Origin of the sequence: Pseudophaeobacter arcticus DSM 23566 (genome assembly GCF_000473205.1) — a bacterium.
In the GTDB taxonomy this organism is placed as follows: domain Bacteria; phylum Pseudomonadota; class Alphaproteobacteria; order Rhodobacterales; family Rhodobacteraceae; genus Pseudophaeobacter; species Pseudophaeobacter arcticus.
The window spans coordinates 2,879,196-2,902,259 of record NZ_KI421507.1 but is presented as its reverse complement, the minus strand read 5'-3'; the positions used below and the strand labels follow the sequence as shown (position 1 = coordinate 2,902,259).

Here is a 23,064-nt window from a genome sequence, read left to right as displayed (position 1 = left end):
GAGAAATGTCCGAGACAATTCTGGTTGCGGATCATGGTGCCTGGGTGGAGATCACCCTGAATCGGCCCGATCGGCTCAATAGTTTCAACGATGAGATGCACTATGCGCTGCGCGCCGCGATTGAGGCCGCACGCGATGGTGGGGCACGGGCGATTCTGCTGACAGGCGCCGGGCGCGGGTTTTGCGCCGGGCAGGATCTGGGCGATCGCGACCCCAGCAAGATGGACGGCCCACCTGATCTGGGCAATACGGTACGGACCTTTTACGCGCCGCTGGTGCGCCTGATCCGGTCGCTGAACTTCCCGGTCATCTGCGCCGTCAATGGTGTCGCTGCCGGAGCGGGGGCCAATATCGCCCTGGCCTGTGACATGGTCTTTGCCGCTGAGAGCGCCAAATTCATCCAGTCATTCTCCAAGGTGGGTCTGATCCCTGATACCGGCGGCAGCTGGCATCTGCCGCGCCTGCTGGGCGAAGCCCGTGCCAAGGGGCTGGCCTTTACCGCGCAGCCACTGCCGGCCAAACAGGCCGAAGACTGGGGGCTGATCTGGAAAGCGCTGCCGGACGCAGATCTGATGACAGAGGCGCGCGCCATGGCGCAGCAACTGGGCAATGGCCCAACCCTGGGATTGGGGCTGAGCAAACAGTGCATTCAGGACGCTGCCGTTGCCACATTGGACGCGCATCTGGAGCAAGAGGCCGACGCGATGAAGACCTGCGGCGAAAGCGCGGATTATGCCGAGGGCGTCTCTTCCTTCCTGGAAAAACGCGCGCCGAAATTTCAGGGAAACTGAGCATGACCCCCACCATGACCCCCAAAGAACGGGCCGAAAAATCGGCAGCGGCCATGTGGGCCAGCGACAATGCCTCAAAATGGGCGGGGATGGAGATCACCGCGATTGATGAGGGCAGCGCCACCCTGGAGCTGACAGTGGAGCCGCATCATTGCAACGGCCATGGTATTTGCCACGGTGGCGTGACCTTCATGCTGGCCGACAGCGCCTTTGCCTTTGCCTGCAACAGCCGCAACCAATCGACGGTGGCGCAGAGCAATTCCATCACCTTTACCGCCCCCGGCAGGCTGGGAGAGCGGTTGATCGCCCGCGCCACAGAGGTCTCTTTGACCGGGCGCAGTGGCATTTATGATGTGACAGTAGAGACCCAAACCGGCCAGATGATCGCTGCCTTTCGCGGGCTGTCCCGCGCGATCAAGGGCCAGTTGTTCGAAGAATAGGTGAGGAGAACGCCATGAAAGACCTGTCCCCCAATAAGGCCGACCTCGATGCCATCGAGATTGCCTCAATTGATGAAATCCGCGCGCTACAGCTAAAGCGCCTGAAGTGGTCGCTGCGTCATGCCTATGACAATGTGCCAATGTACAAAGAGCGCTTTGACGCGGCGGGTGTCCACCCGGATGACCTGCAGCAGCTGTCGGATCTGTCGAAGTTCCCCTTTACCTATAAAAACGACCTGCGCGACAACTACCCCTTTGGGCTGTTTGCGGTGCCCCGCGAGCAGATCATTCGCCTGCATGCCTCTTCGGGCACCACGGGGAAGCCGACGGTGGTTGGCTATACCAAGGGCGATATCGACAACTGGGCCGATCTGGTGGCGCGGTCCTTGCGAGCAGCGGGTCTGCGCAAGGGCAATATGGTGCATAACGCCTATGGCTATGGGCTGTTCACCGGCGGCCTGGGCGCCCACTACGGGATTGAACGCCTGGGCGCCACTGTGGTGCCTATGTCTGGTGGCCAGACCGAAAAGCAGGTGGGGCTGATCACCGATTTTCAGCCCGATGGCATCATGGTGACGCCCTCTTACATGCTCAATATCCTTGAGCAGTTTCATAAGGTTGGTTTGGATCCGCTTCATAAGGTTGGTTTGGATCCGCGCGACAGCTCGTTGCAGGTTGGCATCTTTGGCGCCGAGCCCTGGACCGATGCCATGCGCCGCGAGGTCGAGGCGGCTTTTGATATGCATGCGGTTGATATCTATGGCCTGTCCGAGATCATGGGGCCAGGTGTTGCCAGCGAATGCGTCGAGACCAAGGATGGCCCGGTGATCTGGGAGGACCATTTCCTGCCCGAGATCATTGACCCCAAGACCGGCGAAGTGCTGCCCGATGGCGAAATGGGCGAGCTGGTCTTTACCACCCTCACCAAGGAAGGCCTGCCGATGGTGCGCTACCGCACCCGTGATTTGACCCGCCTGCTGCCTGGCACCGCGCGCAGCATGCGGCGGATGGAAAAGATCACCGGGCGCTCCGATGACATGATCATCCTGCGCGGCGTCAATGTCTTTCCCAGTCAGATCGAAGAGCAGCTGATGGCCACGGGCGGTTTGGCACCGCATTACCAGATCGAGCTGTACAAATCCGGCCGCATGGATGCGATGCGGGTCTTTGTTGAGGCAAACCCGGATGCCACCGATGAGCTGAGCAAAACCGCCGCCGCGCGGATGTTGACCAAGCGGATCAAGGATATGGTTGGCGTCTCCACCGAGATCATCGTAGGCGACCCCGGCGAGGTGGAACGCAGCCAGGGCAAGGCCAAACGGGTCATCGACAACCGCGACGCCGATTAATCAGAGAGTGAGCAGAGCCCATGGCCCGCACCATTGCAAAAGATCACGATGAAAAGCGTACCCAGATTTTGAAATCTGCCGCCAAGGTCTTTGCCGAGGCGGGCTATGATCGCGCCTCGATGACCCAGCTGGCGCGCGAATGCGGGATCTCCAAGGCCAATATCTATCACTACTATGACAGCAAGGAGGCCGTGTTGTTCGGCCTTCTTGATACCTATCTCTGCGAGCTGCGCGACCGGGTTTGCGGGGTTGAGCTGGAGGGTCTCTCTGCGGATGACAGACTGCGCCGGGTGGTCGCAGAAGTGCTGCTGGCCTATCAGGGCGCAGATTACGAGCATAAGGTGCAGTCCGGCTCCATGGGGGCGCTGCCGGAGGAGCAGCAAAAACTGTTGCGGGCCTATCAGCGAGAGATGGTTCAGTTCCTCAGCGACACGCTTCAGGCGGTTGCGCCTGCGGTTTTTGCCATGGATCCGGCCAAGCTGCGCGCCACGACCATGTCCGTTTTTGGTATGCTCAACTGGTATTATATGTGGAACTCCGGAGCTGGTTCCAAAGCCCGCGAAGACTATGCTGATCTGGTCGCGGACCTGACCCTGAAAGGGGTGCGCGGGCTCTAATCGCACCGATCCAGGCGGGGCGGCTAACCGCTTGCGTGAAAAACACTGCTTGCGTGAAACCAAAGGGCCGCCCGGTTTATCCTGAGCGGCCCTTTGGCTTTTTTTGAACAGTGGGCTTTTGAACAGTTGGTGCCCGTTAAGTTGGTGCCCGTTAGGTTGGTGCCCGTTAGGTTGGTGCCCGTTAGGTTGGTGCCCGTTAGGTTGGTGACCGTTAGACGGTGACCGGAGGGATCAGTCCGACGATGTCATAGGTCTGGCGCAGGATCGGCGCGGTGATGGCGCGGGCGCGCTCGGACCCACGGGTGAGGATCTTGTCGATCTCATCGGGGTGCTGCATCAGCCGCGCCATCTCGGTCGAGATCGGCGCCAGTTTTGCCACTGCCAGATCCACCAGCATGGGTTTGAATTCCGAGAACTGCTTGCCGCCAACATCCGCCAGCACCTGATCCACCGTCTGTTCGTTCAGCGCAGCATAGATATTGACCAGATTGCGTGCCTCGGGGCGCTCTTCCAGGCCCTTGGCTTCAGATGGCAGCGCATCCGGGTCGGTCTTGGCCTTGCGGATCTTTTTGGCAATAGCCTCGGCATCGTCGGTCATGTTGATGCGGCTGGCGTCCGATGGGTCGGATTTCGACATCTTCTTGGCACCGTCACGCAGCGACATCACCCGGGTGGCGGCCCCTTCGATCACCGGTTCGGTCAGCGGGAAGAAATCAACGCCATAGTCGTGATTGAACTTGGTTGCGATGTCGCGTGTCAGTTCAAGGTGCTGTTTCTGATCCTCACCAACCGGCACATGGGTGGCGTGGTAGATCAGGATGTCGGCTGCCATCAATGAGGGGTAGGCGAGCAGGCCAAGGGAGGCGTTTTGCGTGTTCTTGCCTGCCTTGTCCTTGAACTGTGTCATCCGCTGCATCCAGCCCATACGGGCGACACAGTTGAAGATCCAGGCCAGCTGCGCGTGTTCGGGCACCTGGCTTTGGTTGATCAGGATGGATTTTTCAGGGTCGATGCCTGCGGCAATGAACCCGGCGCAGAGCTCTCGGGTGGCTTGGCGCAGGTCGCTGGGATCTTGCCAGACGGTGATCGCATGCAGGTCAACCATGCAATAGACGCTTTCCACATCGCGGTCCTGCCAGTCGACAAAGCGCTTTAGGGCGCCAAGGTAGTTGCCCAGGTGCAGGTTGCCGGAAGGCTGGATGCCGGAGAAGACGCGCGGCGTAAATGTCGTATCGCTCATGGGGCGAAACTCCCGTCTGGAATTATGGTCCCTAGTCGCTTACCCATGGGCCAAGGCAGCGTCAACAGGGCAGCGTCCACAGGCGGGGCTGCTGGCGCCTGAAATGGGCCGCGACAGGTCAAGGAGCACGACAAGTTATGAGTGACGATCCAAATATCTCTCCCGTCAACCCGCTGCCGCCGGCAGTGGTGGCGCTGGTCCTGGTGATCATGGGGATCGAGGCGGCATTTTCTCTGGGTATGCGGGGCATCATTGGTGGGCCCGAGGCCATTGGCTGGCGGCTGTCGGCTATGCAGTCCTATGCGTTTTCATCAGAGATTTTCTGGTGGATGGTTGAGACCGGGCAATGGCCGGTGGAGCATCTCATCCGGTTTCTGTCTTATAGCTTTGTACATGGGGGGGTTACCCATGCCCTGTTTGTCTGCGTCTTTGTGCTGGCCATGGGCAAGATGGTGGGGGAGGTGATGGGCGATCTGGCCATGGTCATCATTTTTATGCTTTCGGCCATCGGTGGTGCGGTTGGCTATGCGGTGCTGATCGACAGTCCGGTGCCGCTGATTGGCGGGTTTCCGGCGGTCTACGGGCTGATTGGCGCCTTTACCTATATTTTGTGGCGGCAACTGTCGCTGGTGGGCGCGCAGCAAAGCCGCGCCTTTTCGCTGATTGCCTTTTTGATGGGGGCGCAGCTGCTGTTTGGCCTGTTGTTTGGCGGACAAAAGGACTGGGTTGCTGATCTTTGCGGCTTTGCCACCGGATTTGGGTTGTCGTTCTTTCTGGCCCCTGGCGGCTGGGCGCGTATCCGCAGCACTATCCGTCGCGACTAGGGCGCAAAAAAAAGGGGGGGCTCCCGCCCGTCTCGCGACATTTAACAATGTCGCATCCCGTTGGGCCGGGCGCCGCGCTGAGGCGCGGCGCGGTTGCGCATGAGGTTTGCGAGGGGGCCGGGGGGAGAGGCTGCGCGGCGTCTCAGCCCTTGCTGCGACGCAGGCTGGCTGTGAAATCAGACAGCCGGAATGCGCCAATACCGGCACCGATGGTAAAATAGCTGAAGATGCCAAGCGCCACCAAGAATGCCAGCGCCGGATAGCGGATGCTGGCGCTGAACAGCCAGGGCTCCAGCGCCAGGGCGGCGCCCCAAAGCAGGGCTCCCATCAGCACGGAGGCCACCAGGATACGCCAGATCCGCTGCTTGAACCTTGCATCAAACCGGGCACTTTGCCCCATCTCTCCGGTGCCGCGCGCCAGTTGCCAGACCATGGCCCAGCCGGCCACCGTGGTGCCGATGGCAGCACCGATAAAGCCAAGCAGCGCCGCGCCAGCAATGGCCACCAGGGCGTTGACCACCATGGCGTTCAGCGCAAAGCGGAACGGGGTGCGGGTGTCTTCGCGGGCAAAATAGAGCGGCTGCAGCACCTTTTGCAGTACAAAGGCGGGCAGCCCCAGACCATAGATGGCCACCGCCAGGGCCGTGGCCTGACTGTCGGCAAAAGAAAAGGCGCCGCGCTCAAACAAGACCGACACAAGCGGCAGGGGAATGGCCACCAGCGCGATGGCCGAGGGAATGGTCAGCGCCAGGGAGATCTCTCCGGCGCGGCTGAAGGCGTTTTGCGACCCGGCGGCATCCCCGGCAGCCAACCGACGGGACAGGTCGGGCAGCAAGACGATGCCGACGGCGATGCCCACCACACCGAGGGGCAGCTGATACAGCCGGTCCGCATAGCTGAGCCAGGCAATGGCCCCGTCAAAGAAACTGGCGACCTGACGTCCGACCAACAGGTTGATCTGCACCACCCCGCCGGCCAGCATGGCAGGCGCGGCAATCACCGCCAGACGCTTGAGATCCGGCGTGAGCCGTGGCCGACGTGGGGTCAGGCGATACCCCGCCCGGCTGGCGGCAATCCAGACCAGGGCCATCTGTGCCACCCCGGCCAGCAGCGTGGCCCAGACCAGCAGGGTGCCCTGGGAAAACCCAGGCAAATCGGGGCGGCTGGCGGGAAGAAAGGCGTCTACCAGGCCGCTCTCCCCCAGCAACAGGGCGCCAACCAGCACGATGTTGAGCAACACAGGCGCCGCTGCCGCCGCCGCAAACCGCCCCGAGGCATTGAGCACCCCTGAAAGCAGCGCCGCCAGCGAGATAAACAGGATATAGGCAAAGGTGATACGGCCAAAATCAACCGTCAGATCAAAACGCGCATCATTGCGAAAGCCGCTGGCCATGGCCAGAACCAGCCAGGGCATCACCAGCTGCGCCACTAGGGTAAAGACGATCAGCACCGTCGCCAGGCCCGTCAGCGCATCGCGGGCAAAGCCGACGGGATCTTCGTTCTTTTGCAGCTTTTTGGAAAACAGCGGTACAAAGGCGGTGTTAAAGGCGCCCTCGGCAAAGAAGCGACGGAACATGTTGGGCAGGCTAAAGGCCACCAGAAAGGCCTCGGCCACCGGGCCAGTGCCTAAGAAACTGGCGATCATGATATCGCGGGCGAATCCCAGGATGCGGCTGGCCAGGGTCCAAAAGCCAACCGTCATAAAGCCCGACAGCAATTTTACCGGTTTCATGATTGCGCCCGTTTGGATCCTTCGGAGATCGCCTCGCGCAGTTTGCGCTCCAGGAAATCCTGCTTTGATTTGCTGTGGTATTTCAAGCCAAACATATCCTTGACGTAGAAGGTATCGACCACCTGTTCGCCGTAGGTCGCAATGACCGCATTGGCGATATAGACATTGGCGCCGGCAAGGGTGCGGGCCAGATCATAAAGCAGCCCGGTGCGATCGCGCGTGTCGACCTCGATGATGGTGTAGATCTCGGAGCCCTCATTATCAAAGATGATATGGGTGGGCACCTTAAAGGCCTTCTCGCGTTTTTTGAACTTGTCGCGGGTCTCCAGCGCCGCGCCGGTGATCACCTCTCCATTGAGAGTCTTGAGGATCATCTGGTTCAGCCGCGGCAGCCGGGAGGCCTCAAACGGGTGGCCATCCGCATCCTGAATCCAGAAGGCATCCGTCACATAGCCATCCTTGGTGGTATAGCTGCGGGCGTCGACGACATTGGCCCCCACCAGCGCCAGGGCGCCAGAGACACGGGCAAAAATGCCGGGGTGATCGGCCATGACAAAACAGGCGCGCGTCGCGTCGCGGTCGTCATCGGGAAACAGCCGGATGACAATTCCAGCGGCGTCGTCCTTGTCTTCAAGCTCTTTGAGCATTTCGGCAAATTCGACGTGGGCGGTGACATGCAGCCCCTGCCAATAGGGATCATAGTGGCGCCCGGTTTCGCGTTTAAGATCCGCCTTGGACCAATCGGGCAGAGCGGCGCGCAGCGCCTTTTTGCCGGCAGCCCCCCGGTGCGCGCGGTTCAGCGCCTCCATGCCATTGTCCAGCGCCTCGCGGGTCTGGTTGTAGAGTGCGCGCAGCAGCGCGGCCTTCCAGTTGTTCCAGGTATCCGGACCAACGCCGCGAATGTCGCAGACCGTCAGCACCAACAGAAGATCCAGCCGCTTGACCGACTTCACCGCCTTGGCAAAGCCGCGCACGGTGCGCGGGTCGGCAATATCGCGCTTTTGCGCCATGTCCGACATCAGCAGGTGATTGCGCACCAGCCATTCCACCGTCTCGCTATCGTCCTTGTTCAGCCCCAGGCGGGGGGCGACTTTGCGGGCAATCTGGGCGCCAAGGATGGAGTGATCCAGCTCACGCCCCTTGCCGATGTCATGCAGCAGCATGGCCACCAGCAGAATCTTGCGGTCGATGCCCTTGCGGATCACCTCCGACGACAGCGGCAGCTCTTCTTCCAGCTCGCCCTTCTCGATGGCGGTGAGGTTGGAGATCACCTGAATGGTGTGCTCATCCACGGTATAAGAGTGATACATGTTGAATTGCATCATCGCCACGATGGGCTCAAATTCGGGGATAAAGGCCGCAAGCACACCAAGCTCGTTCATCCGGCGCAGAGCCCGTTCTGGATTGCCATGTTTCAACAGCAGATCAAGGAAGATCCTCTGGGCTTCCTTGTCGTTGCGCATATCCTCGTCGATCAGATCCAGATTGGCGGTGACCAGCCGCATGGCATCCGGGTGGATCAACATGCCGGTGCGCAGCGCCTCTTCAAAGATCCTCAGCAGGTTCAATTTGTTGTCGAGAAAGGTTTTGGGGTCTACCAGATCCAGCCGGTTGTGAATGACCTTGTAGTCAGGTTTCATTTTTGGGCGACGGCGGAAAATACGCTCCAGCAGGGGGGCGCTTTTTTGCTGGCTGGCCTCAAGTTTGGTCAGCAGGATCCGGGTCAGATCGCCCACGGTTGTGGCATGGCGGAAATACTCCTGCATGAAGATTTCAACGCCGCGCCGCCCGGCGCGATCCGTGTAGCCCATGCGGTTGGCGATCTCGACCTGCAAATCAAAGTTGAGCTGCTCGGTCGGGCGATTGGTGGCCAGATGCAGATGCGCGCGCACCGCCCAAAGGAAGTTGGCGGCGGTGGAAAACGTGTCGAGCTCCTCCGGGGTGAACAGCCCGAGGGGGACCAGATCGGCAACATCCTGCACCTGGTAGACATATTTGGCGATCCAGTAGAGCGATTGCAGATCACGCAACCCGCCTTTGCCCTCTTTGACGTTGGGCTCAACCATATAGCGCTGGCCCTGTTTGGAATGGCGTTCGTCGCGCTCGGTCAGTTTTGCTTCGATAAAATCCTGGGCATCGCGGGAAAACAGCTCGGACCTCAGCCGGGCCTCCAGCTCATCTGCGAGGTCGTGATCTCCGGCCAGGAACCGCTGTTCCAACATCGCGGTCCGGATGGTGTAATCGTCCGTCCCAAGCCGGATGCAATCCTTGATCGTGCGGCTGGAGTGCCCCACCTTGAGCCGCAGATCCCAGAGAATATAGAGCATCGATTCAATGAGGCTCTCCGCCCAGGCGGTGATCTTATAGGGGGTGAGGAACATCAGATCGACGTCTGAAAACGGCGCCATCTCGCCGCGGCCATAGCCACCCACCGCGATCAGGGCGATCCGCTCCCCCGAGGTCGGCGAGCCAACCGGGTGCAGATAGCTGGTGGCCACATGAAAGGCCGTCAACACCAGCCCATCGGTCAGATAGCTGTAGGATTTGGTCAGGGCACGGGCGGCAAAAGGCGCCTCGGCAAAGGCCTCTGCAATGACGGCGCGGCCCTGCTTGTTGGCCTCGCGCAGCAGGGCAACGGTTTCAGCGCGCAAGCCATCTGGCTCGACCTCTTTGGCCAGGGCTGCAATCTGGGCCTGGACCTCAGCGAGGTTGAAAATGGCGGAAGCATCGCAGATCAGCCCAGAGGGGGACGTGGCTTCGGGCTGATCGCGGTGGGCAGTCCGGGCAGGATCAGAATCCTGCGCCGGAGAAGCTGCTGGGGGCTGCGTCAATGATGACTACCTTCTGTTCTTGAATCGTTGCAATGGCCAAGCCACGGTCATTGGTGCCATCGGGGCGCAGACGGAAGATACCGCTGGTGCCCTGGAATCCTGCACCCTGGGTCAGCGCCGCTGCCGTCAGAGCATCCGCTTTGCCGGCTCCGACCAGAGCGCCAATTGCGGCAATCCCATCGTAGGCCAGCCCACCAATGGAATGTGGTGCATTGCCATAGGTGGCCTCATAGCGATCACGGAAACCGCGGGCCTTGCCGGGGTCGGGCATGGCAAACCAACTGCCCTGTACCCCTGGCAGCGCCAGGGTCTGGGCGGGAACGTCCCAGCGGGTGAGGCCAATATATTGCACGTCGGTGGGTTTGACCCCGGCTTCGGGCAGCAATTGGGTCAGCAGCGGCAGCGCTCCGGCAGTCGTGGCGGTCAGGAACAGCGCGTCCACGCCACCGCTGCCTGTCGCGGAGCGGATTTGCGGAATGGCGTTGATGACACCTTTTTGCGACAGCTCGTAGCCAATGCTGCTGGTAATATTCACACCGGACTGGGCCGCAGCGTTGCGGATCGCGGTCTGGCCGGCCAGGCCTGAAGCGTTGTTGCCGCCTGCAATCAGGATGTTGTTTTTGCCCTGCGCTTTGGCATAGGCGGTCAGGCGGCGGGCGGTGTTGTCATAGGTTGGCCCCAGAATAAAGACGTTGCCGCCCGCAATCGAGGTGGTGTTGGAGAAGGCCAGGACATTGACGCCCTTGCGGGCGGCGGCGATCCCGGCGGCATTGGCGGCTTCGGCGTAGACAGGGCCCAGAATGATCCGCGCGCCGGCATTCACCGCCTCTGTGGCGGCGGCGGCGGCACGGGTCGGATCACCAGCCGTGTCATAGATGCGCAGGTCAATCTGCACGCCCTGCAGATCGGCAATCGCCAGACGGGCAGCGTTCTCCAGGCTTTGCGCCAGCACCGAGTCGCCAGACTGGGCGGAGCCGCGCGGCACCAGCAGCGCGACGGGAACGGGTTTGGATGTATTGATTGTGGGTCCGCCGCCGATCGCAATCGGATCGCAGGCGGCGAGTGCAAATGTGGAAATCGCGGCGATTGCAGACAAAGTTGCCTTGCGGGCCCGTTTGAAAACAGCAAACATAATGGACTTGTAACTCCCCTTGTCCGGCGCGCGTGCGCCGTGTTGGTTCTGGGGGGATAATAAACGACCAAAAAGGCGGGTCCAGCGTGAATCATCAGATCGTCAATTTGTTGCCGGGACTGTATTTTGTGGCAACACCTCTGGGCACGGCGCGCGACATCACGCTGCGGGCGCTGGATGTGCTGGCCTCGGCGGATCTGATCGCCGCCGAAGACACCCGCTCGCTGCGCCGCCTGATGGAAATCCACGGCGTGCCGATGCGGGAGCGGCAGGTGATCGCCTACCATGATCATAGCGGAGTGGGTGCACGCAGCAAATTGCTGGCTGCGCTGGCAGCCGGAAAATCGGTTGCCTATGCCTCCGAAGCGGGCATGCCACTGATCGCCGATCCTGGTTATGGCCTGTCCAAAGCCGCCTCGGAGGCGGGGCATCTGGTGACCTCCGCCCCCGGTGCAACGGCTGTAACCACGGCCCTGGCGCTGGCGGGATTGCCGACCGATGCTTTCTTTTTTGCGGGCTTTTTACCCAATGCCAGCGGGGCACGGCGCAAACGGCTGGAGGAGGTCGCGGCGATTCCCGGCACTCTGGCCTTTTACGAATCCCCCAAACGGATCGCAGCTTCGGTTGCGGATATGGCAGAGGTGTTGGGCAATCGCCCGGCGGCCCTGTGCCGCGAGTTGACCAAAAAATTCGAAGAGGTGCGTCGCCTGCCCTTGGCCGAACTGGCCACCAGCCTGGAGGAAAAACCGGTGAAGGGCGAAATTGTCGTGCTGGTGGACCGGGCCTCGGAGGTGGCGGCAAGCGATGGCGACATCGAAAGCGACCTGCGGGCCGCCCTGGTCGACAACTCGGTGAAAGATGCCGCCGCCATTGTTTCTGAGGCGCATGAGATGCCGCGCCGCAAGGTCTACCAGATGGCGCTGAAACTGGCCAAAGAGAGCTGAGATGCCCAAGCCACCTGCCTCTACCGGATTGCGCGCGCATCTTGCGGGGGCTGCGGCTGAGGAGCAGGCGGCGCGCGCCTATGCGGCGCTGGGCTATGCCCTGGTTGAGCAGCGCTGGCGCGGGGCGGCAGGAGAGATCGACCTGATCCTGCGCAAAGGCGCGCTCCTGGTCTTTGCCGAGGTCAAGACCGGTCCCAGCTATGAGGCGGCGCTCTCGCGGATCACACCACGACAAATGCGCCGGGTGCAGGCCTCAGCTGCCTTGTTTCTGGAGCAGGAACCCAGCGGCAGTCTGAGTGAGGCGCGCATTGATGTGGTGCTGGTCTTTGGCGGCGGCGAGGTTGAGATCCTGGAAAACGCCTATGGTCAGGGATGATCCCGGCCGCAGCAATTTGAACATGGCATATTGAACCTCGCTCCCGGCTGCGTCATCTATGGCGAAAGCAAAAGGGAAACTGCCATGAAAATTGCCTTTCAGATGGACCCGATTATGGGTGTGGACATCAACGCCGACAGCAGCTTTCGCCTGGCGGAAGAAGCGCAGGCGCGGGGCCATGAGCTGTTTTTCTACCTGCCCGATCAGCTCGCCTATCAGGAGGGCAAGATCACCGCGCGCGGCCAGGACATGACCGTGCAGCGGGTCGCCGGGACGCCCGCTATCCTGGGGGAGATGCGCGAAGTTGATCTGGCCGATTTTGACGTGATCTGGCTGCGGCAGGATCCGCCCTTTGACATGCATTATATCACCTCGACCCACCTGCTGGACCGCCTGAAAGGCGACTGCCTGGTGGTGAATGATCCCTTCTGGGTACGCAATTACCCGGAAAAACTGTTGGTTCTGGATTTCCCCGATCTGACGCCCCCCACGGCCGTTGCCCGCGATCTGGACACCATCAAGGCCTTCAAGGCGCGCCATGGTGATATCATTCTCAAACCGCTCTATGGCAATGGCGGCGCCGGGGTGTTCCGGCTGGATGCCAATGACCGCAACCTCGCCTCTTTGCACGAGCTGTTCACCGGTTTCAGCCGCGAGCCGTTGATTGTGCAGAAGTTTCTGCCCGATGTCAGCAATGGCGACAAGCGGGTGATCCTGGTCGACGGCGACCCTGTCGGGGCGATCAACCGGGTGCCTGCGGCGGGCGAGACGCGCTCGAACATGCATGTGGGGGGACGCCCTGAAAAGATCGGCCTGACCGAGCGTGATCTGGAAATCTGTGCCGCTATCGGGCCGCTGTTGAAGGAAAAGGGCCAGATCTTTGTCGGCATCGACGTGATCGGCGACTATCTGACCGAAATCAACGTGACCTCACCCACCGGTATCCAGGAGTTGGAACGCTTTGACGGGGTGAATATCGCCGAGAAGATCTGGCAGGCGATTGAGGCCAAAATCAGCTGATGAGCTGGCAGCGCCGGGCCGTCAATGCATGGATGCGCTATGCGGTGAAGCCTGTGCTGCAGCGGGCTGGAAATCCCGATTTGGCACGGCGCAGCTTTGAATGGCTGGCGCCTGTGCTCAGCCCGGCGCTGCCGCTGACCCGCTTTCAGCGCCGCCCGGGGCCGGTGCCACTATATTTGCTCTCACAGGGCAGGACCCAGCCAGGGCGGGTCATTTTGTTTCTGCATGGCGGTGCCTATCTGGCTGGCAGTGCGCGCAGCTATCAGGGCATGCTGTCGCGCCTGTCGCATGCCTGTGCGACAGAGATCCTGATCCCGGACTACCGACTGATGCAGCAGGCTCCGTTTCCCGCCGCCTTTGACGACGCGCTGGCCTGCTGGCGCCATCTGCGCCAGACCGGATATGCTGCCCGCGATATCCTCCTGGCCGGTGACAGTGCCGGGGGGGGCTTGGCGCTGGCGCTGCTTGCCCAACTGCTGTCAGAGCAGGAGCGCCCTGCCGGGCTGGTGGCGTTTTCTCCCTGGTGCGATCTGACGCTGAGCGGCGCCAGCGTTCAGGGTAATCGGCACCGGGATGCCATCATCCCCACGGCACGGATGCAGGAGGCGGTTGATCTTTACCTCGCCGGTGCCGAGCCGACAGATGCGCGCGCCTCGCCGCTGTTTGCCGATTTCCCCAATCCGCCGCCGGTGCTGATCCAGGTTGGCGACGGTGAAGTGCTGCGATCAGATGCGGATCGCATGGCCGCGCGGCTGCTGGCGGCGGGCGGTGAGGTGCATTTGAAGATCTGGCAGGATGTGCCCCATGTCTGGCAGTTTCTGGCAGGGATGCTGCCCGAGGGCCAGGCGGCACTAACAGAGGCCGCAGCTTTTGCGAACAGGGCCTTTGGCGCGGCCTCAGCCGATTAGCGGCAGGCGGAAGCTCAGCGCTTCGGCCAGATGTGGGCGTTCAACCTGATCACGGCAGGCGAGGTCGGCAATGGTGCGGGCAACGCGCATCACCCGGTGATAGCCGCGCGCCGATAGGCCGAATTGTTCCGCAGCGCGCTGCAACAGCTGGCGGCTGGCATCGGTCAATGCGATTGCCTGCTCCAGCACCGGACCTTCGGCATCTGCGTTTTGCCAGACCTCGGGCAGGTCGCTATAGCGCGCGGCCTGTATTTCGCGGGCAAGTGCCACCCGCTGCGACGCCTCGGATGAGCCCTCATCGGCGGCGGGCAGGTCCAGATCCTTATAGGCTACGGGCGGCACCTCGATACGCAGATCAAACCGGTCCAGCATCGGGCCGGAAATGCGCCCCAGATAGTCCTCGCCACAGCCCGGAGCCCGGGCACAGGCGCGGGCGGCATCGGCAAGGTAGCCGCATTTGCAGGGGTTGGCCGCCGCCACCAGCATAAACCGGCTGGGGTAGCGGATATGGGCATTGGCCCGCGCAATCATCACCTCGCCGGCCTCCAGCGGCTGGCGCAGGGTCTCCAGCACGGCGCGATTGAATTCGGGCAGTTCATCCAGAAACAACACGCCATTGTGGGCCAGGCTGATCTCACCGGGTTGCGCCCGCCTGCCGCCGCCAACGATGGCCGCCATCGAGGCGGTGTGATGGGGTTCGCGAAAGGGGCGGCTGCGATTGATGCCCCCTTCGTCGATGAGGCCACAGAGGGACTGGATCATCGCGGTCTCCAGCGCCTCGGCCGGGGTTAGCGGCGGCAGGATCGACGGCAGCCGGGCCGCCAGCATGGATTTCCCGGAGCCGGGCGGGCCGACAAGCAGCAGGTGATGGCGCCCGGCCGCCGCGATCTCCAGGGCGCGCTTGGCCTGTTCCTGGCCTTTGATGTCGCGCAGATCGCGCCGCATGGGGTCGCTGCGCATCTCACCGGGGCGGGCCGGGGCGAGCGGCATCTCGCCGGTAAAATGGCGCACAACTTCGGTCAGGCTGGCCGCGCCTATGACCAGCGCATCGCCGGCCCAGGCGGCCTCGGCTGCGGAGGCTTTGGGGCAGAGCAGATGCCGGTCCGTGGCAGCGGCCCTCATCGCGGCGGGCAGGGCGCCGGTGACAGGCATCAACATGCCGTCCAGTGACAGCTCTCCCAAAGCAACGGTTTGCGCCACCGCATCGGGCGGGATGAGACCAATGGCGGCGAGCAGGGCCAGGGCGATGGGGAGATCAAAATGACTGCCTTCCTTGGGCAGATCGGCCGGCGAAAGATTGACGGTGATCCGCTTGGCGGGCAGGGCAATCGACATGGAGGCAAAGGCAGCGCGCACCCGCTCGCGCGCTTCTGACACTGCCTTGTCCGGCAGGCCGACGATGGCAAAGGCAGGCAGGCCAGCCACCAGGGAGCATTGCACCTCAACGGGACGTGCATCTATGCCGTGAAAGGCAACTGTGTTTGCACGGCTGATCATGCCATTCCATTCCCTTGATCAAACAAGGAAAAACCATAGGCTCCGTGGTATCGGAGTCTGCATTGGTCCGGTGGTATCTGGCGCTTTTTGCGCTGATTTCCCGCAAGCTTTACGCTTTTGGCCGCTTTGGCCATTGTTTAGGGTCAGGCTTGCGGGAAATCAGGGCAGGCGGGAAATCAGGACTTGAGGGAAAGTTGGCAGATGTCCGGGCAGGTGTCCGGGCGGGTCAAAGGGAGGGCAGGACTAGCCGATAGGCCAGGCCGCCCGGTCCAGATCCTGAAGGTAGGGCTCGGGGTCATAGGTGACCTCGCGCGCGAGGGCCTGCCATTTGAGCACCGCAGGATCCGACAGCAGCAACTCGCAATAGGCCCGCGTCGCGGCAGAAACCGGCAGGTCATAGCCAATGATCCGTGCGGCCACCGGGGTGTAGAACACCTCTGCCAGCGAGTAGCTGCCAAAGAGATACCCCTCCTGGGCGCCAGAGATTTTGCGGGCATGGGCAAAAAGCTCTTCGATCCGTGCAAGATCGGCCAGCACCGCCTGGGAGGGGGTGAACCCTGTCCAGACATGGGAGAGCTGCATCGGGCAATCGCCGCGCAGGGCGGAAAACCCGGCCACCATTTCGCTCACTAGCCAGCGCGCTGTGGCGCGTTGATCCGGCACCCTGGGCCAAAGCCCGGCTGTGGGAAAGTGCTCGGCCAGGGTTTCCCCCATGGCGAGGCTCTCGCCAATCACCAGCCCCTGGTCGGTCTTGAGCGTCGGCACCAGGCGGGCAGGGGCCAGATGCGCCATATCCTGCGCCATCGTGCCCGCGTAGAGACCCACCAGATGGATGTTATGCGGGATTGCAAATTTTTCGAGCATGAGCCAGCCGCGCAACGACCAACTGGAATACATGCGATCACCAATATAGAGTTCATACGTCATGGGAGGACGCTAGCAACTCGATGGGTATTCATAAATCGAATATTTGTGGGGGAATAAGTCACAAATATTGATTATTTGATGGCTCTAAATAAGCTGGTTGAGCGCACCGCTGCGCCAGCCCTCTGGCCCATAGGACAGCTCACTGACCGACAGGTTGTCAATACGGTGCGAAAAAGCGGCCTCAGCGCTGAGGCCCTCTGCCCGCTGGATCTGCGTCAGGATCTGGCCAAAATGGCCGACAATCACCAGATCGCGCCCGGCATGGTCGGCGAGCAGGCTGTCGATTGCATCGTTGACCCGGGCGCAGACCTCATTCCAGCTTTCACCGCCCGGTGGGGTGGTATCGCCGGGGCTCTCCCAATAGGCGCGAATGCGGCTGGGATCTTCGGCGTCGATCTCTTTCCAACTGCGCAGCTCCCAGTCGCCAAAATGGATTTCGCGCAGGGCTGGCATATGGGGCAGGCGCTGGCGGTTGCCCTGAACCGCCGTGGCGGTCTCCACGGCGCGGATCAGATCTGAGGACACCACCAGGGCTTCGGCTGGCAAAGCCGCCTCCAGTCGCGACAGGGCAGCGGTATCCGTTAGATCTGCGGGCAGATCCGACCAGCCGACCATGGTTTTGGCATGGGTGGGACCATGGCGGACAAGAAACAGGCGAGATTTCATAGCTGGCCTTTCAAAACCAGTGGCAGCCCGGCGGTGACCTGCACCACAGTATCGGCGCTGGCAGCCAGCGCAATGTTGAGCCGCCCCTGGGCCTCGCGGAACCGGCGCGCCAGGGCATTTTCCGGCACAATCCCAAGACCCACCTCATTGGAGACGATCACCAGCTCCGCCGGGCAGGCCTTGATGGCGTCCAGCAGTTTGGCCTGGGCCGCTGCCAGATCGTGTTCCGCCAAAAGGTGATTGGTCAGCCACATGGTGGCGCAGTCCAGCAGGCAGATGTGATCCCCGGGCAGCTGATGCAACAGTGTTGCGGCCTCCAGAGGTTCCTCATAGGTGGTCCAATCTGTTCCGCGTTGCCGCAAATGGGCTGCGACCTTCGCTTTCATCTCATCATCAAATACTTGTGATGTTGCGATGTAACTTTTTGATTTTGCTGATTTAAAGCAAAGATTTTCGGCAAATTTGGACTTTCCCGAAGCGGCGCCGCCCAGAATGAATGTGACAGATGGCGACAAGTTCTTTACCCTTGGTGGTGAACGGTTTCGCTTTTGTGCGTACCTGCTGGAGAGGCCCAAAACAAGAGGGCAGCCAGCACCCGTGCCGCTTGCTGGCCTACCAATTTGCGCGATGGCCAGTGCTCTCATGACAGAGATGGCCAGTGTTCTGGTGACAGATCAGAGGGGCACATTTCGAGACTGTGCCGTGGCACCGCGCTGCGGAGAGGCGGTTACCCGGCCATATCTGAGGTCAACGCATTGCTACGCCCTGATATGCGCCGTTTTGCAAGACGATCTGAGCCCGGAGGGAACAATGACGCTTGACCATATCACAAAAAACCCATTGTCCAAGACGGCGATGAAGGCAGAGCTGCTGGATGCAGAAACAGAGAAACGGCTGGCGTATGCCTGGCGGGATGACGGCGATGTCGAGGCGCTGCACCGGCTGATCAATGCCTATATGCGGCTGGCAATTTCGATGGCGGTGAAATTCAAACGTTACGGCGCCCCGATGAATGATCTCATCCAGGAGGCGGGCCTGGGGTTGATGAAGGCAGCGGATAAGTTCGACCCAGACCGTGGGGTGCGGTTTTCGACCTATGCGGTCTGGTGGATCAAGGCTTCGGTGCAGGACTATGTAATGCGCAACTGGTCGATGGTGCGCACGGGGTCCACCTCGTCGCAGAAATCGCTGTTCTTTAACCTGCGCCGGGTGCAGGCGCAGCTGGAACGGCAGGCCGACACACAGGGGCTGCGGCTGGACAAACATCAGTTGCATCAGAAAATTGCCTCCGAGATCGGCGTGCCTATCCGGGATGTTGAAATGATGGATGGCCGCCTGTCGGGGAGTGATTTTTCGCTCAATGCGGTGCAGTCGAGCGAGCCTGACGGGCGGGAATGGATCGAGATCCTGGAGGATGACAGCGCCCAGGCAGCAGAATTGGCCGAGTGGAACCATGATCGCCGCAAGCTGCGCGGCTGGCTGGTGCAGGCGATGCAGACCCTGACCGGGCGCGAACAGCGGATCGTGGTGGCGCGCAAATTACGCAGCCCACCGCGCACCCTGGAGGATCTGGGCTGCGAGCTGAGCCTGTCAAAAGAGCGGGTGCGCCAGCTGGAGGCGGCGGCCTTTGTGAAAATGAGAAAAATGCTTGATAGCCGCTCACGGGAAGTGCACAAACTGCTTTTATGAGAAAGCTTAGTTTTTTAGTCGGATACCTTGGTGGTCGGGTGACTGCCTTGATTTGCCATGCCGTGATCAGGTGGACTGTGATCTGGTGGACTGTGATCAGGCGAACTGTGCGGATCAGCGCGGCAGCGGTTTTGGCAACAGGTCTGGCCACGGGCCTGACAACGGGCCTGACAGCAGGGGCCAGGGCAGAGGGCGCAGCGGCTGCGGTTCATGCACATCCTGCGGTTCATGCACAAACAGTGGCTCAGGTCGCGGATGTTCTGGCCGGGGCGGATGTGATCATCCTCGGCGAGGTGCATGACAACAAAAGGCACCATCAGGTGCAGGCCGACCTGGTCACAGCGCTGCAGCCCAGGGCTCTGATCTGGGAGATGATCACGCAGGTGCAGGCCGATGGGCTGAAGCCGCGGATCCTGCAAAATGCAGAAGAGACCGCCCGGGCGTTGGACTGGCAAGCCTCTGGTTGGCCCGATTTTGCCCTTTATGCACCGGTGTTCAAGGCGGCTGCGCAGGCGCTGCATTTTGGCGCCCTGGTGCCGCGCGCGCAATCCAAAGCAGCCTTGCAGGTTGGGGTCGCCAGCCATTTTGGTGCGCAGGCCCAGCAGTTTGGGCTGGATCAGCCGCTGCCCAAAGCAGAGCAGGCCGGGCGCGAAGCGGAGCAGATGTCCAATCATTGCAACGCCGTGCCGGAAGAGATCTTGCCCATGTTGGTTGATGTCCAACGGTTGCGGGACGCCAGCCTTGCCGCTGCCGCAAAACGGGCGTTGGATCAGACCGGCGGCCCGGTGGTGGTGATCACCGGAAATGGACATGCCCGGCTGGACCGGGGTCTTGCGGTCTATCTGGAGCGCGCCCTGCCCGGCGTGGTGATCCGCGCGCTGGGGCAGATGGAAGAGGGGGCAATCCAGGGGCATTTTGATGTTGTGCTTTCGGCTCCGGCAATGGAGCGCCCCGATCCCTGCCTGGGTTTTGTCAAATCCGAATAGGACATTTGTAATGACGCCGGGTGTGTGACGGCGGGAGCAGGATTTGGGGGCAGGTTTGGGGGCAGGTGTTGCCGCGCGGCAAAAGCGTTTCACTCTTTCCCTTGCAGCGGCTAGGGTTGCCGCGGGCTTGTGGCCAAGTCCGGTTAATGAAGGGCAGTCGAGATGCTGGCAGGAAAGAAAATTCTTCTGATCATTGGGGGCGGCATCGCGGCCTATAAATCACTGGAGCTGATCCGGCGCCTGCAGGATCAGGGCGCCAGTGTGACACCGGTTTTGACCCGTGCAGGCGAAGAATTTGTCACGCCTTTGTCGGTATCCGCTTTGTCCGGCGCAGCGGTGCACCGGGATTTGTTTGACCTGACCGCCGAGGCCGAAATGGGCCATATCCAGCTGTCGCGCAGCGCTGATCTGGTTGTGGTGGCCCCCGCCACTGCGGATTTGATGGCAAAAATGGCGCATGGTCTGGCCAATGATCTGGCCTCGACCCTGCTTTTGGCAACGGATACGCCGGTTCTGCTGGCCCCGGCGATGAATGTGCGCATGTGGGAACATGCGGCAACCCGGCGCAATATCCAAACCCTGCACGGCGACGGGGTGCATTTTGTCGGCCCCAATGAGGGGGGCATGGCCTGTGGTGAATTTGGCCCTGGCCGACTGGCAGAGCCAGCTGAAATCATGACCGCCATCACGGCGCAGCTGGGGTCGGATGCGCCGCGGGGCAGCCTGGCCGGGCGCCGTATCCTGGTGACCTCCGGACCGACGCATGAACCCATTGATCCGGTCCGCTATATCGCCAATCGCTCCTCCGGGGCGCAGGGGACAGCGCTGGCCCGTGCTCTGCGCGATCAGGGCGCGGAGGTGGTGTTTATCACGGGCCCTGCAGAGGTCCGGCCCCCCGAGGGGGTAGAGGTCGTGGCGGTGCAAAGCGCGCTTGAGATGGAAGCGGCGGTGCAGGCGGCCTTGCCGGTGGATGCCGGGGTCTTTGCGGCCGCTGTTGCCGATTGGCGCGTTGCCAGTGCCTCGGACCGCAAGCTGAAGAAATCAAAGGACGGGCTGCCAGTTCTGGAGTTCGCCGAGAACCCGGATATCCTGAAAACCGTGTCGCGGATGGCGCAGGGGCGGCCACCGCTGGTGGTTGGCTTTGCCGCCGAGACCAATGATGTGGTGGAAAACGCCACTGCCAAGCGCCTGCGCAAGGGGTGCGACTGGATTGTCGCCAATGACGTCTCACCGGCCACGGGCATCATGGGCGGGGCCGAGAACGCGGTGGTTCTGATTTCCGACCAGGGCGCGGAGGAATGGCCGCGCATGGGCAAGGCAGAGGTTGCTGCCCGACTGGCCGCCCGTATTGCTGCAGCTCTGAACGGTGAGGGCTGACCCCAGAACGGCGCGCCAGGACAGTGCTCCATGCCAGGCCGCGAGCGCCAGAACATACCCCGATGACGACACGATCCAAATGAATGAGGCCCTTATGGTTGAGATCAAAGTAACCCATGAGGCGGGCGCAGATCAGAGCCTGCCTCTGCCCGCTTATGAAACTGTCGGGGCTGCCGGGGCGGACCTGCGGGCCAATTTTCCGGATCGCGCCAGTCTGACCCTGGCCCCTGGTGCCCGGTCTCTGGTGCCGACGGGGCTGCGGTTGGAGATCCCCCAGGGCTATGAGGTGCAGATCCGTCCGCGTTCGGGGCTGGCGCTGAAACATGGGATTACCCTGCCAAACAGCCCCGGCACCATCGACAGCGACTATCGTGGCCCGCTTGGGGTGATTGTGATGAACGCCGGAGAGGCGGATTTCACCATCGCCCATGGGGATCGCATCGCGCAGATGGTTGTGGCTCCGGTGCTGCAGGCGCAGTTTGCCCTGGTTGACGCCTTGTCCGGGTCTGAACGCGGCAGCGGTGGCTTTGGCTCCACCGGCAAACGCTGATGCTGCGCATTCTGGCTCTGGCGGCGTTTACCTGGTGGGGCGGTGCCTATCTGGGCTGGAGCCGCGCACTGCGGGCCAGCTTGCTGTCGGTGCTTTTTGTCGCCGTTGTGCTGTTGCAACTGACCCTCCCCGAAGGCCATGATCTGCGCGAGGCAACAGGTGGATCGCCTATGCCCTGGCTGATCCTTGGCGGTTTTGGCCTCTTGGCGGCGGGCTATGGCTGGATTATCTCTCAACTCAAGAACCGTGCGCAATCACAAGGCAGCCCGATGTCACAGCCTCCCTCCCTGTTTTCTGAAACCGAGCTGAACCGATATGCCCGCCACATCGTGCTGCGCGAGCTAGGCGGACCGGGGCAAAAGAAGCTGAAACAGGCCAGGGTTCTGGTGATCGGGGCCGGCGGGCTCGGGGCGCCTGCCCTGCAATATCTGGCTGCCGCCGGCGTTGGCACGATCGGCGTGATTGATGACGATGAGGTGGAAAACGCCAACCTGCAGCGGCAGGTGATCCACCGGGATCAGGATATCGGCATGCCCAAGGTTTTCTCAGCCGAGGCGGCGATGCGGGCGCAAAACCCCTATGTCGAGGTACGCCCCTTTCACCGCAGGCTGACGGCGGATATCGCCGAGGATCTGTTTGCCGATTTTGATCTGATCCTGGATGGGACCGATAATTTTGAGACCCGCTACCTCGTGAATGAGACTGCGGTGAAACTGGGGAAGCCGCTGATTTCCGGTGCTTTGTCGCAGTGGGAAGGCCAGTTGAGCCTGTTTCACCCCAAATCGGGCGGCCCCTGCTATCAATGTATCTTCCCCGCAGCCCCGGCCGAGGGGCTGGCGCCCTCCTGTGCGCAGGCCGGCGTGGTTGGCCCGCTGCCGGGGGTTGTTGGCGCGATGATGGCGGTAGAGGCGATCAAGGCGCTGACCGGTGCGGGCGCATCCCTTTGCGGCGAGATGCTGATCTATGACGCGCTTTATGGCGAAAGCCGCAAAATCCGCCTGGCCCCGCGCGAGGATTGTCCCGTCTGTGGGTCCGGCTGTGGGTCCGACGGTGTTTCAGGCGGTGCTTCCGTCTGATCTCGGCCAGTTCTGAGGTTTCGAGGCCCAAGGTTTTTGATCCTGACCTTTAGGCGCCCGATACCAGATGGATAGGGTCCTGATACCAGCTG

22 protein-coding genes and 1 pseudogene are annotated in these 23,064 nt (G+C 61.7%); 14 read left to right on the top strand and 9 right to left on the bottom strand.

Features of this window, described 5'->3' with window-relative positions:
- The first annotated feature begins 5 nt into the window (after window positions 1–5).
- Genes paaG through ARCT_RS0118280 form a run of 4 tightly spaced genes read left to right on the top strand, consistent with a single transcriptional unit; the run spans window position 6 to window position 3,197 of the window.
- Window positions 6–791 (top strand): 2-(1,2-epoxy-1,2-dihydrophenyl)acetyl-CoA isomerase PaaG, encoded by a 786-nt coding sequence (gene paaG, locus ARCT_RS0118295; RefSeq protein ID WP_027241369.1) that lies wholly within the window; start codon window positions 6–8, stop codon window positions 789–791.
- A 14-nt stretch (window positions 792–805) separates the two neighbouring features.
- Window positions 806–1,231, top strand: a complete 426-nt coding sequence (gene paaI / locus ARCT_RS0118290) for a hydroxyphenylacetyl-CoA thioesterase PaaI (RefSeq protein WP_027241368.1) — start codon at window positions 806–808, stop codon at window positions 1,229–1,231.
- A gap of 14 nt (window positions 1,232–1,245) precedes the next feature.
- Entirely contained in the window at window positions 1,246–2,580 is a 1,335-nt protein-coding gene (paaK, locus tag ARCT_RS0118285; RefSeq protein WP_027241367.1) for a phenylacetate--CoA ligase PaaK, read from the top strand.
- 20 nt (window positions 2,581–2,600) lie between these two features.
- Window positions 2,601–3,197 (top strand): TetR/AcrR family transcriptional regulator, encoded by a 597-nt coding sequence (locus tag ARCT_RS0118280; protein ID WP_027241366.1) that lies wholly within the window; start codon window positions 2,601–2,603, stop codon window positions 3,195–3,197.
- Window positions 3,198–3,220: 23 nt separating this feature from the next.
- On the opposite strand, the pseudogene ARCT_RS28985 reads toward ARCT_RS0118280, so the two are convergent.
- Together ARCT_RS28985 and trpS are read right to left on the bottom strand one after the other, a co-directional pair.
- A pseudogene (locus ARCT_RS28985) lies at window positions 3,221–3,388 on the bottom strand (pentapeptide repeat-containing protein); the annotation flags it as partial.
- Between the two features lie 20 nt (window positions 3,389–3,408).
- Window positions 3,409–4,437, bottom strand: coding sequence for a tryptophan--tRNA ligase (trpS, locus tag ARCT_RS0118275; protein ID WP_027241365.1), 1,029 nt, complete (start codon window positions 4,435–4,437; stop codon window positions 3,409–3,411).
- Window positions 4,438–4,574: 137 nt separating this feature from the next.
- Here trpS and ARCT_RS0118270 point away from each other — a divergent pair, with 137 nt between their 5' ends.
- Complete coding sequence (locus ARCT_RS0118270; protein WP_027241364.1) at window positions 4,575–5,261, top strand: rhomboid family intramembrane serine protease; 687 nt, start codon at window positions 4,575–4,577, stop codon at window positions 5,259–5,261.
- Between the two features lie 142 nt (window positions 5,262–5,403).
- Here the strand turns inward: ARCT_RS0118270 and murJ are convergent, their stop codons facing one another.
- From murJ to ARCT_RS0118255, 3 genes are read right to left on the bottom strand one after another with little or no spacing between them, the layout of a single operon-like run.
- Window positions 5,404–6,993, bottom strand: coding sequence for a murein biosynthesis integral membrane protein MurJ (murJ, locus tag ARCT_RS0118265; protein ID WP_027241363.1), 1,590 nt, complete (start codon window positions 6,991–6,993; stop codon window positions 5,404–5,406).
- Window positions 6,990–9,824 (bottom strand): [protein-PII] uridylyltransferase, encoded by a 2,835-nt coding sequence (locus ARCT_RS0118260; protein ID WP_027241362.1) that lies wholly within the window; start codon window positions 9,822–9,824, stop codon window positions 6,990–6,992. The genes murJ and ARCT_RS0118260 overlap by 4 nt, the downstream gene beginning before the upstream one ends.
- Window positions 9,784–10,956 (bottom strand): penicillin-binding protein activator, encoded by a 1,173-nt coding sequence (locus ARCT_RS0118255; RefSeq protein WP_027241361.1) that lies wholly within the window; start codon window positions 10,954–10,956, stop codon window positions 9,784–9,786. The genes ARCT_RS0118260 and ARCT_RS0118255 overlap by 41 nt, the downstream gene beginning before the upstream one ends.
- 86 nt (window positions 10,957–11,042) lie before the next feature.
- Here ARCT_RS0118255 and rsmI point away from each other — a divergent pair, with 86 nt between their 5' ends.
- From rsmI to ARCT_RS0118235, 4 genes are all read left to right on the top strand, one after another.
- Complete coding sequence (gene rsmI / locus ARCT_RS0118250) at window positions 11,043–11,900, top strand: 16S rRNA (cytidine(1402)-2'-O)-methyltransferase (RefSeq protein WP_027241360.1); 858 nt, start codon at window positions 11,043–11,045, stop codon at window positions 11,898–11,900.
- A gap of 1 nt (window position 11,901) precedes the next feature.
- A complete protein-coding gene (locus ARCT_RS0118245; RefSeq protein WP_027241359.1) occupies window positions 11,902–12,276 on the top strand; it encodes a YraN family protein in 375 nt (124 codons plus the stop codon).
- A gap of 84 nt (window positions 12,277–12,360) precedes the next feature.
- Window positions 12,361–13,296: a glutathione synthase gene (gene gshB / locus ARCT_RS0118240; protein WP_027241358.1), complete on the top strand. Its 936-nt coding sequence runs from the start codon at window positions 12,361–12,363 to the stop codon at window positions 13,294–13,296.
- Window positions 13,296–14,204 carry an alpha/beta hydrolase fold domain-containing protein gene (locus ARCT_RS0118235; RefSeq protein ID WP_036785131.1) on the top strand — a complete coding sequence of 303 codons (909 nt, stop codon included), beginning with the start codon at window positions 13,296–13,298 and terminating at the stop codon, window positions 14,202–14,204. Before gshB ends, ARCT_RS0118235 begins: the two co-directional genes overlap by 1 nt.
- Here ARCT_RS0118235 and ARCT_RS0118230 read toward each other — a convergent pair.
- The 4 genes from ARCT_RS0118230 to cobU form a co-directional block, all read right to left on the bottom strand.
- The gene (locus ARCT_RS0118230) at window positions 14,193–15,701 is read right to left on the bottom strand and encodes a YifB family Mg chelatase-like AAA ATPase (RefSeq protein ID WP_027241356.1); all 1,509 of its coding nucleotides are present in this window, start codon (window positions 15,699–15,701) and stop codon (window positions 14,193–14,195) included. The genes ARCT_RS0118235 and ARCT_RS0118230 overlap by 12 nt on opposite strands.
- Window positions 15,702–15,944: 243 nt before the next feature.
- On the bottom strand, window positions 15,945–16,628 hold the full coding sequence (locus ARCT_RS0118225) for a glutathione S-transferase (RefSeq protein ID WP_027241355.1): 684 nt from the start codon (window positions 16,626–16,628) through the stop codon (window positions 15,945–15,947).
- Between the two features lie 84 nt (window positions 16,629–16,712).
- Window positions 16,713–17,294: a histidine phosphatase family protein gene (locus ARCT_RS0118220; RefSeq protein ID WP_027241354.1), complete on the bottom strand. Its 582-nt coding sequence runs from the start codon at window positions 17,292–17,294 to the stop codon at window positions 16,713–16,715.
- A complete protein-coding gene (cobU, locus tag ARCT_RS0118215) occupies window positions 17,291–17,938 on the bottom strand; it encodes a bifunctional adenosylcobinamide kinase/adenosylcobinamide-phosphate guanylyltransferase (protein WP_379574788.1) in 648 nt (215 codons plus the stop codon). Before cobU ends, ARCT_RS0118220 begins: the two co-directional genes overlap by 4 nt.
- A gap of 166 nt (window positions 17,939–18,104) precedes the next feature.
- Between cobU and ARCT_RS0118210 the strand changes: the two genes are divergently transcribed.
- From ARCT_RS0118210 to ARCT_RS0118190, 5 genes are all read left to right on the top strand, one after another.
- Window positions 18,105–18,983 (top strand): RNA polymerase factor sigma-32, encoded by an 879-nt coding sequence (locus tag ARCT_RS0118210; RefSeq protein WP_027241352.1) that lies wholly within the window; start codon window positions 18,105–18,107, stop codon window positions 18,981–18,983.
- Window positions 18,984–19,045: 62 nt separating this feature from the next.
- Window positions 19,046–19,969, top strand: coding sequence for a ChaN family lipoprotein (locus ARCT_RS26485; RefSeq protein ID WP_240476337.1), 924 nt, complete (start codon window positions 19,046–19,048; stop codon window positions 19,967–19,969).
- Window positions 19,970–20,131: 162 nt separating this feature from the next.
- Complete coding sequence (gene coaBC / locus ARCT_RS0118200; protein WP_027241351.1) at window positions 20,132–21,346, top strand: bifunctional phosphopantothenoylcysteine decarboxylase/phosphopantothenate--cysteine ligase CoaBC; 1,215 nt, start codon at window positions 20,132–20,134, stop codon at window positions 21,344–21,346.
- Window positions 21,347–21,440: 94 nt separating this feature from the next.
- Complete coding sequence (dut, locus tag ARCT_RS0118195; protein ID WP_027241350.1) at window positions 21,441–21,896, top strand: dUTP diphosphatase; 456 nt, start codon at window positions 21,441–21,443, stop codon at window positions 21,894–21,896.
- Window positions 21,896–22,972, top strand: coding sequence for a HesA/MoeB/ThiF family protein (locus tag ARCT_RS0118190; protein WP_027241349.1), 1,077 nt, complete (start codon window positions 21,896–21,898; stop codon window positions 22,970–22,972). Before dut ends, ARCT_RS0118190 begins: the two co-directional genes overlap by 1 nt.
- Window positions 22,973–23,064 lie beyond the last annotated feature (92 nt).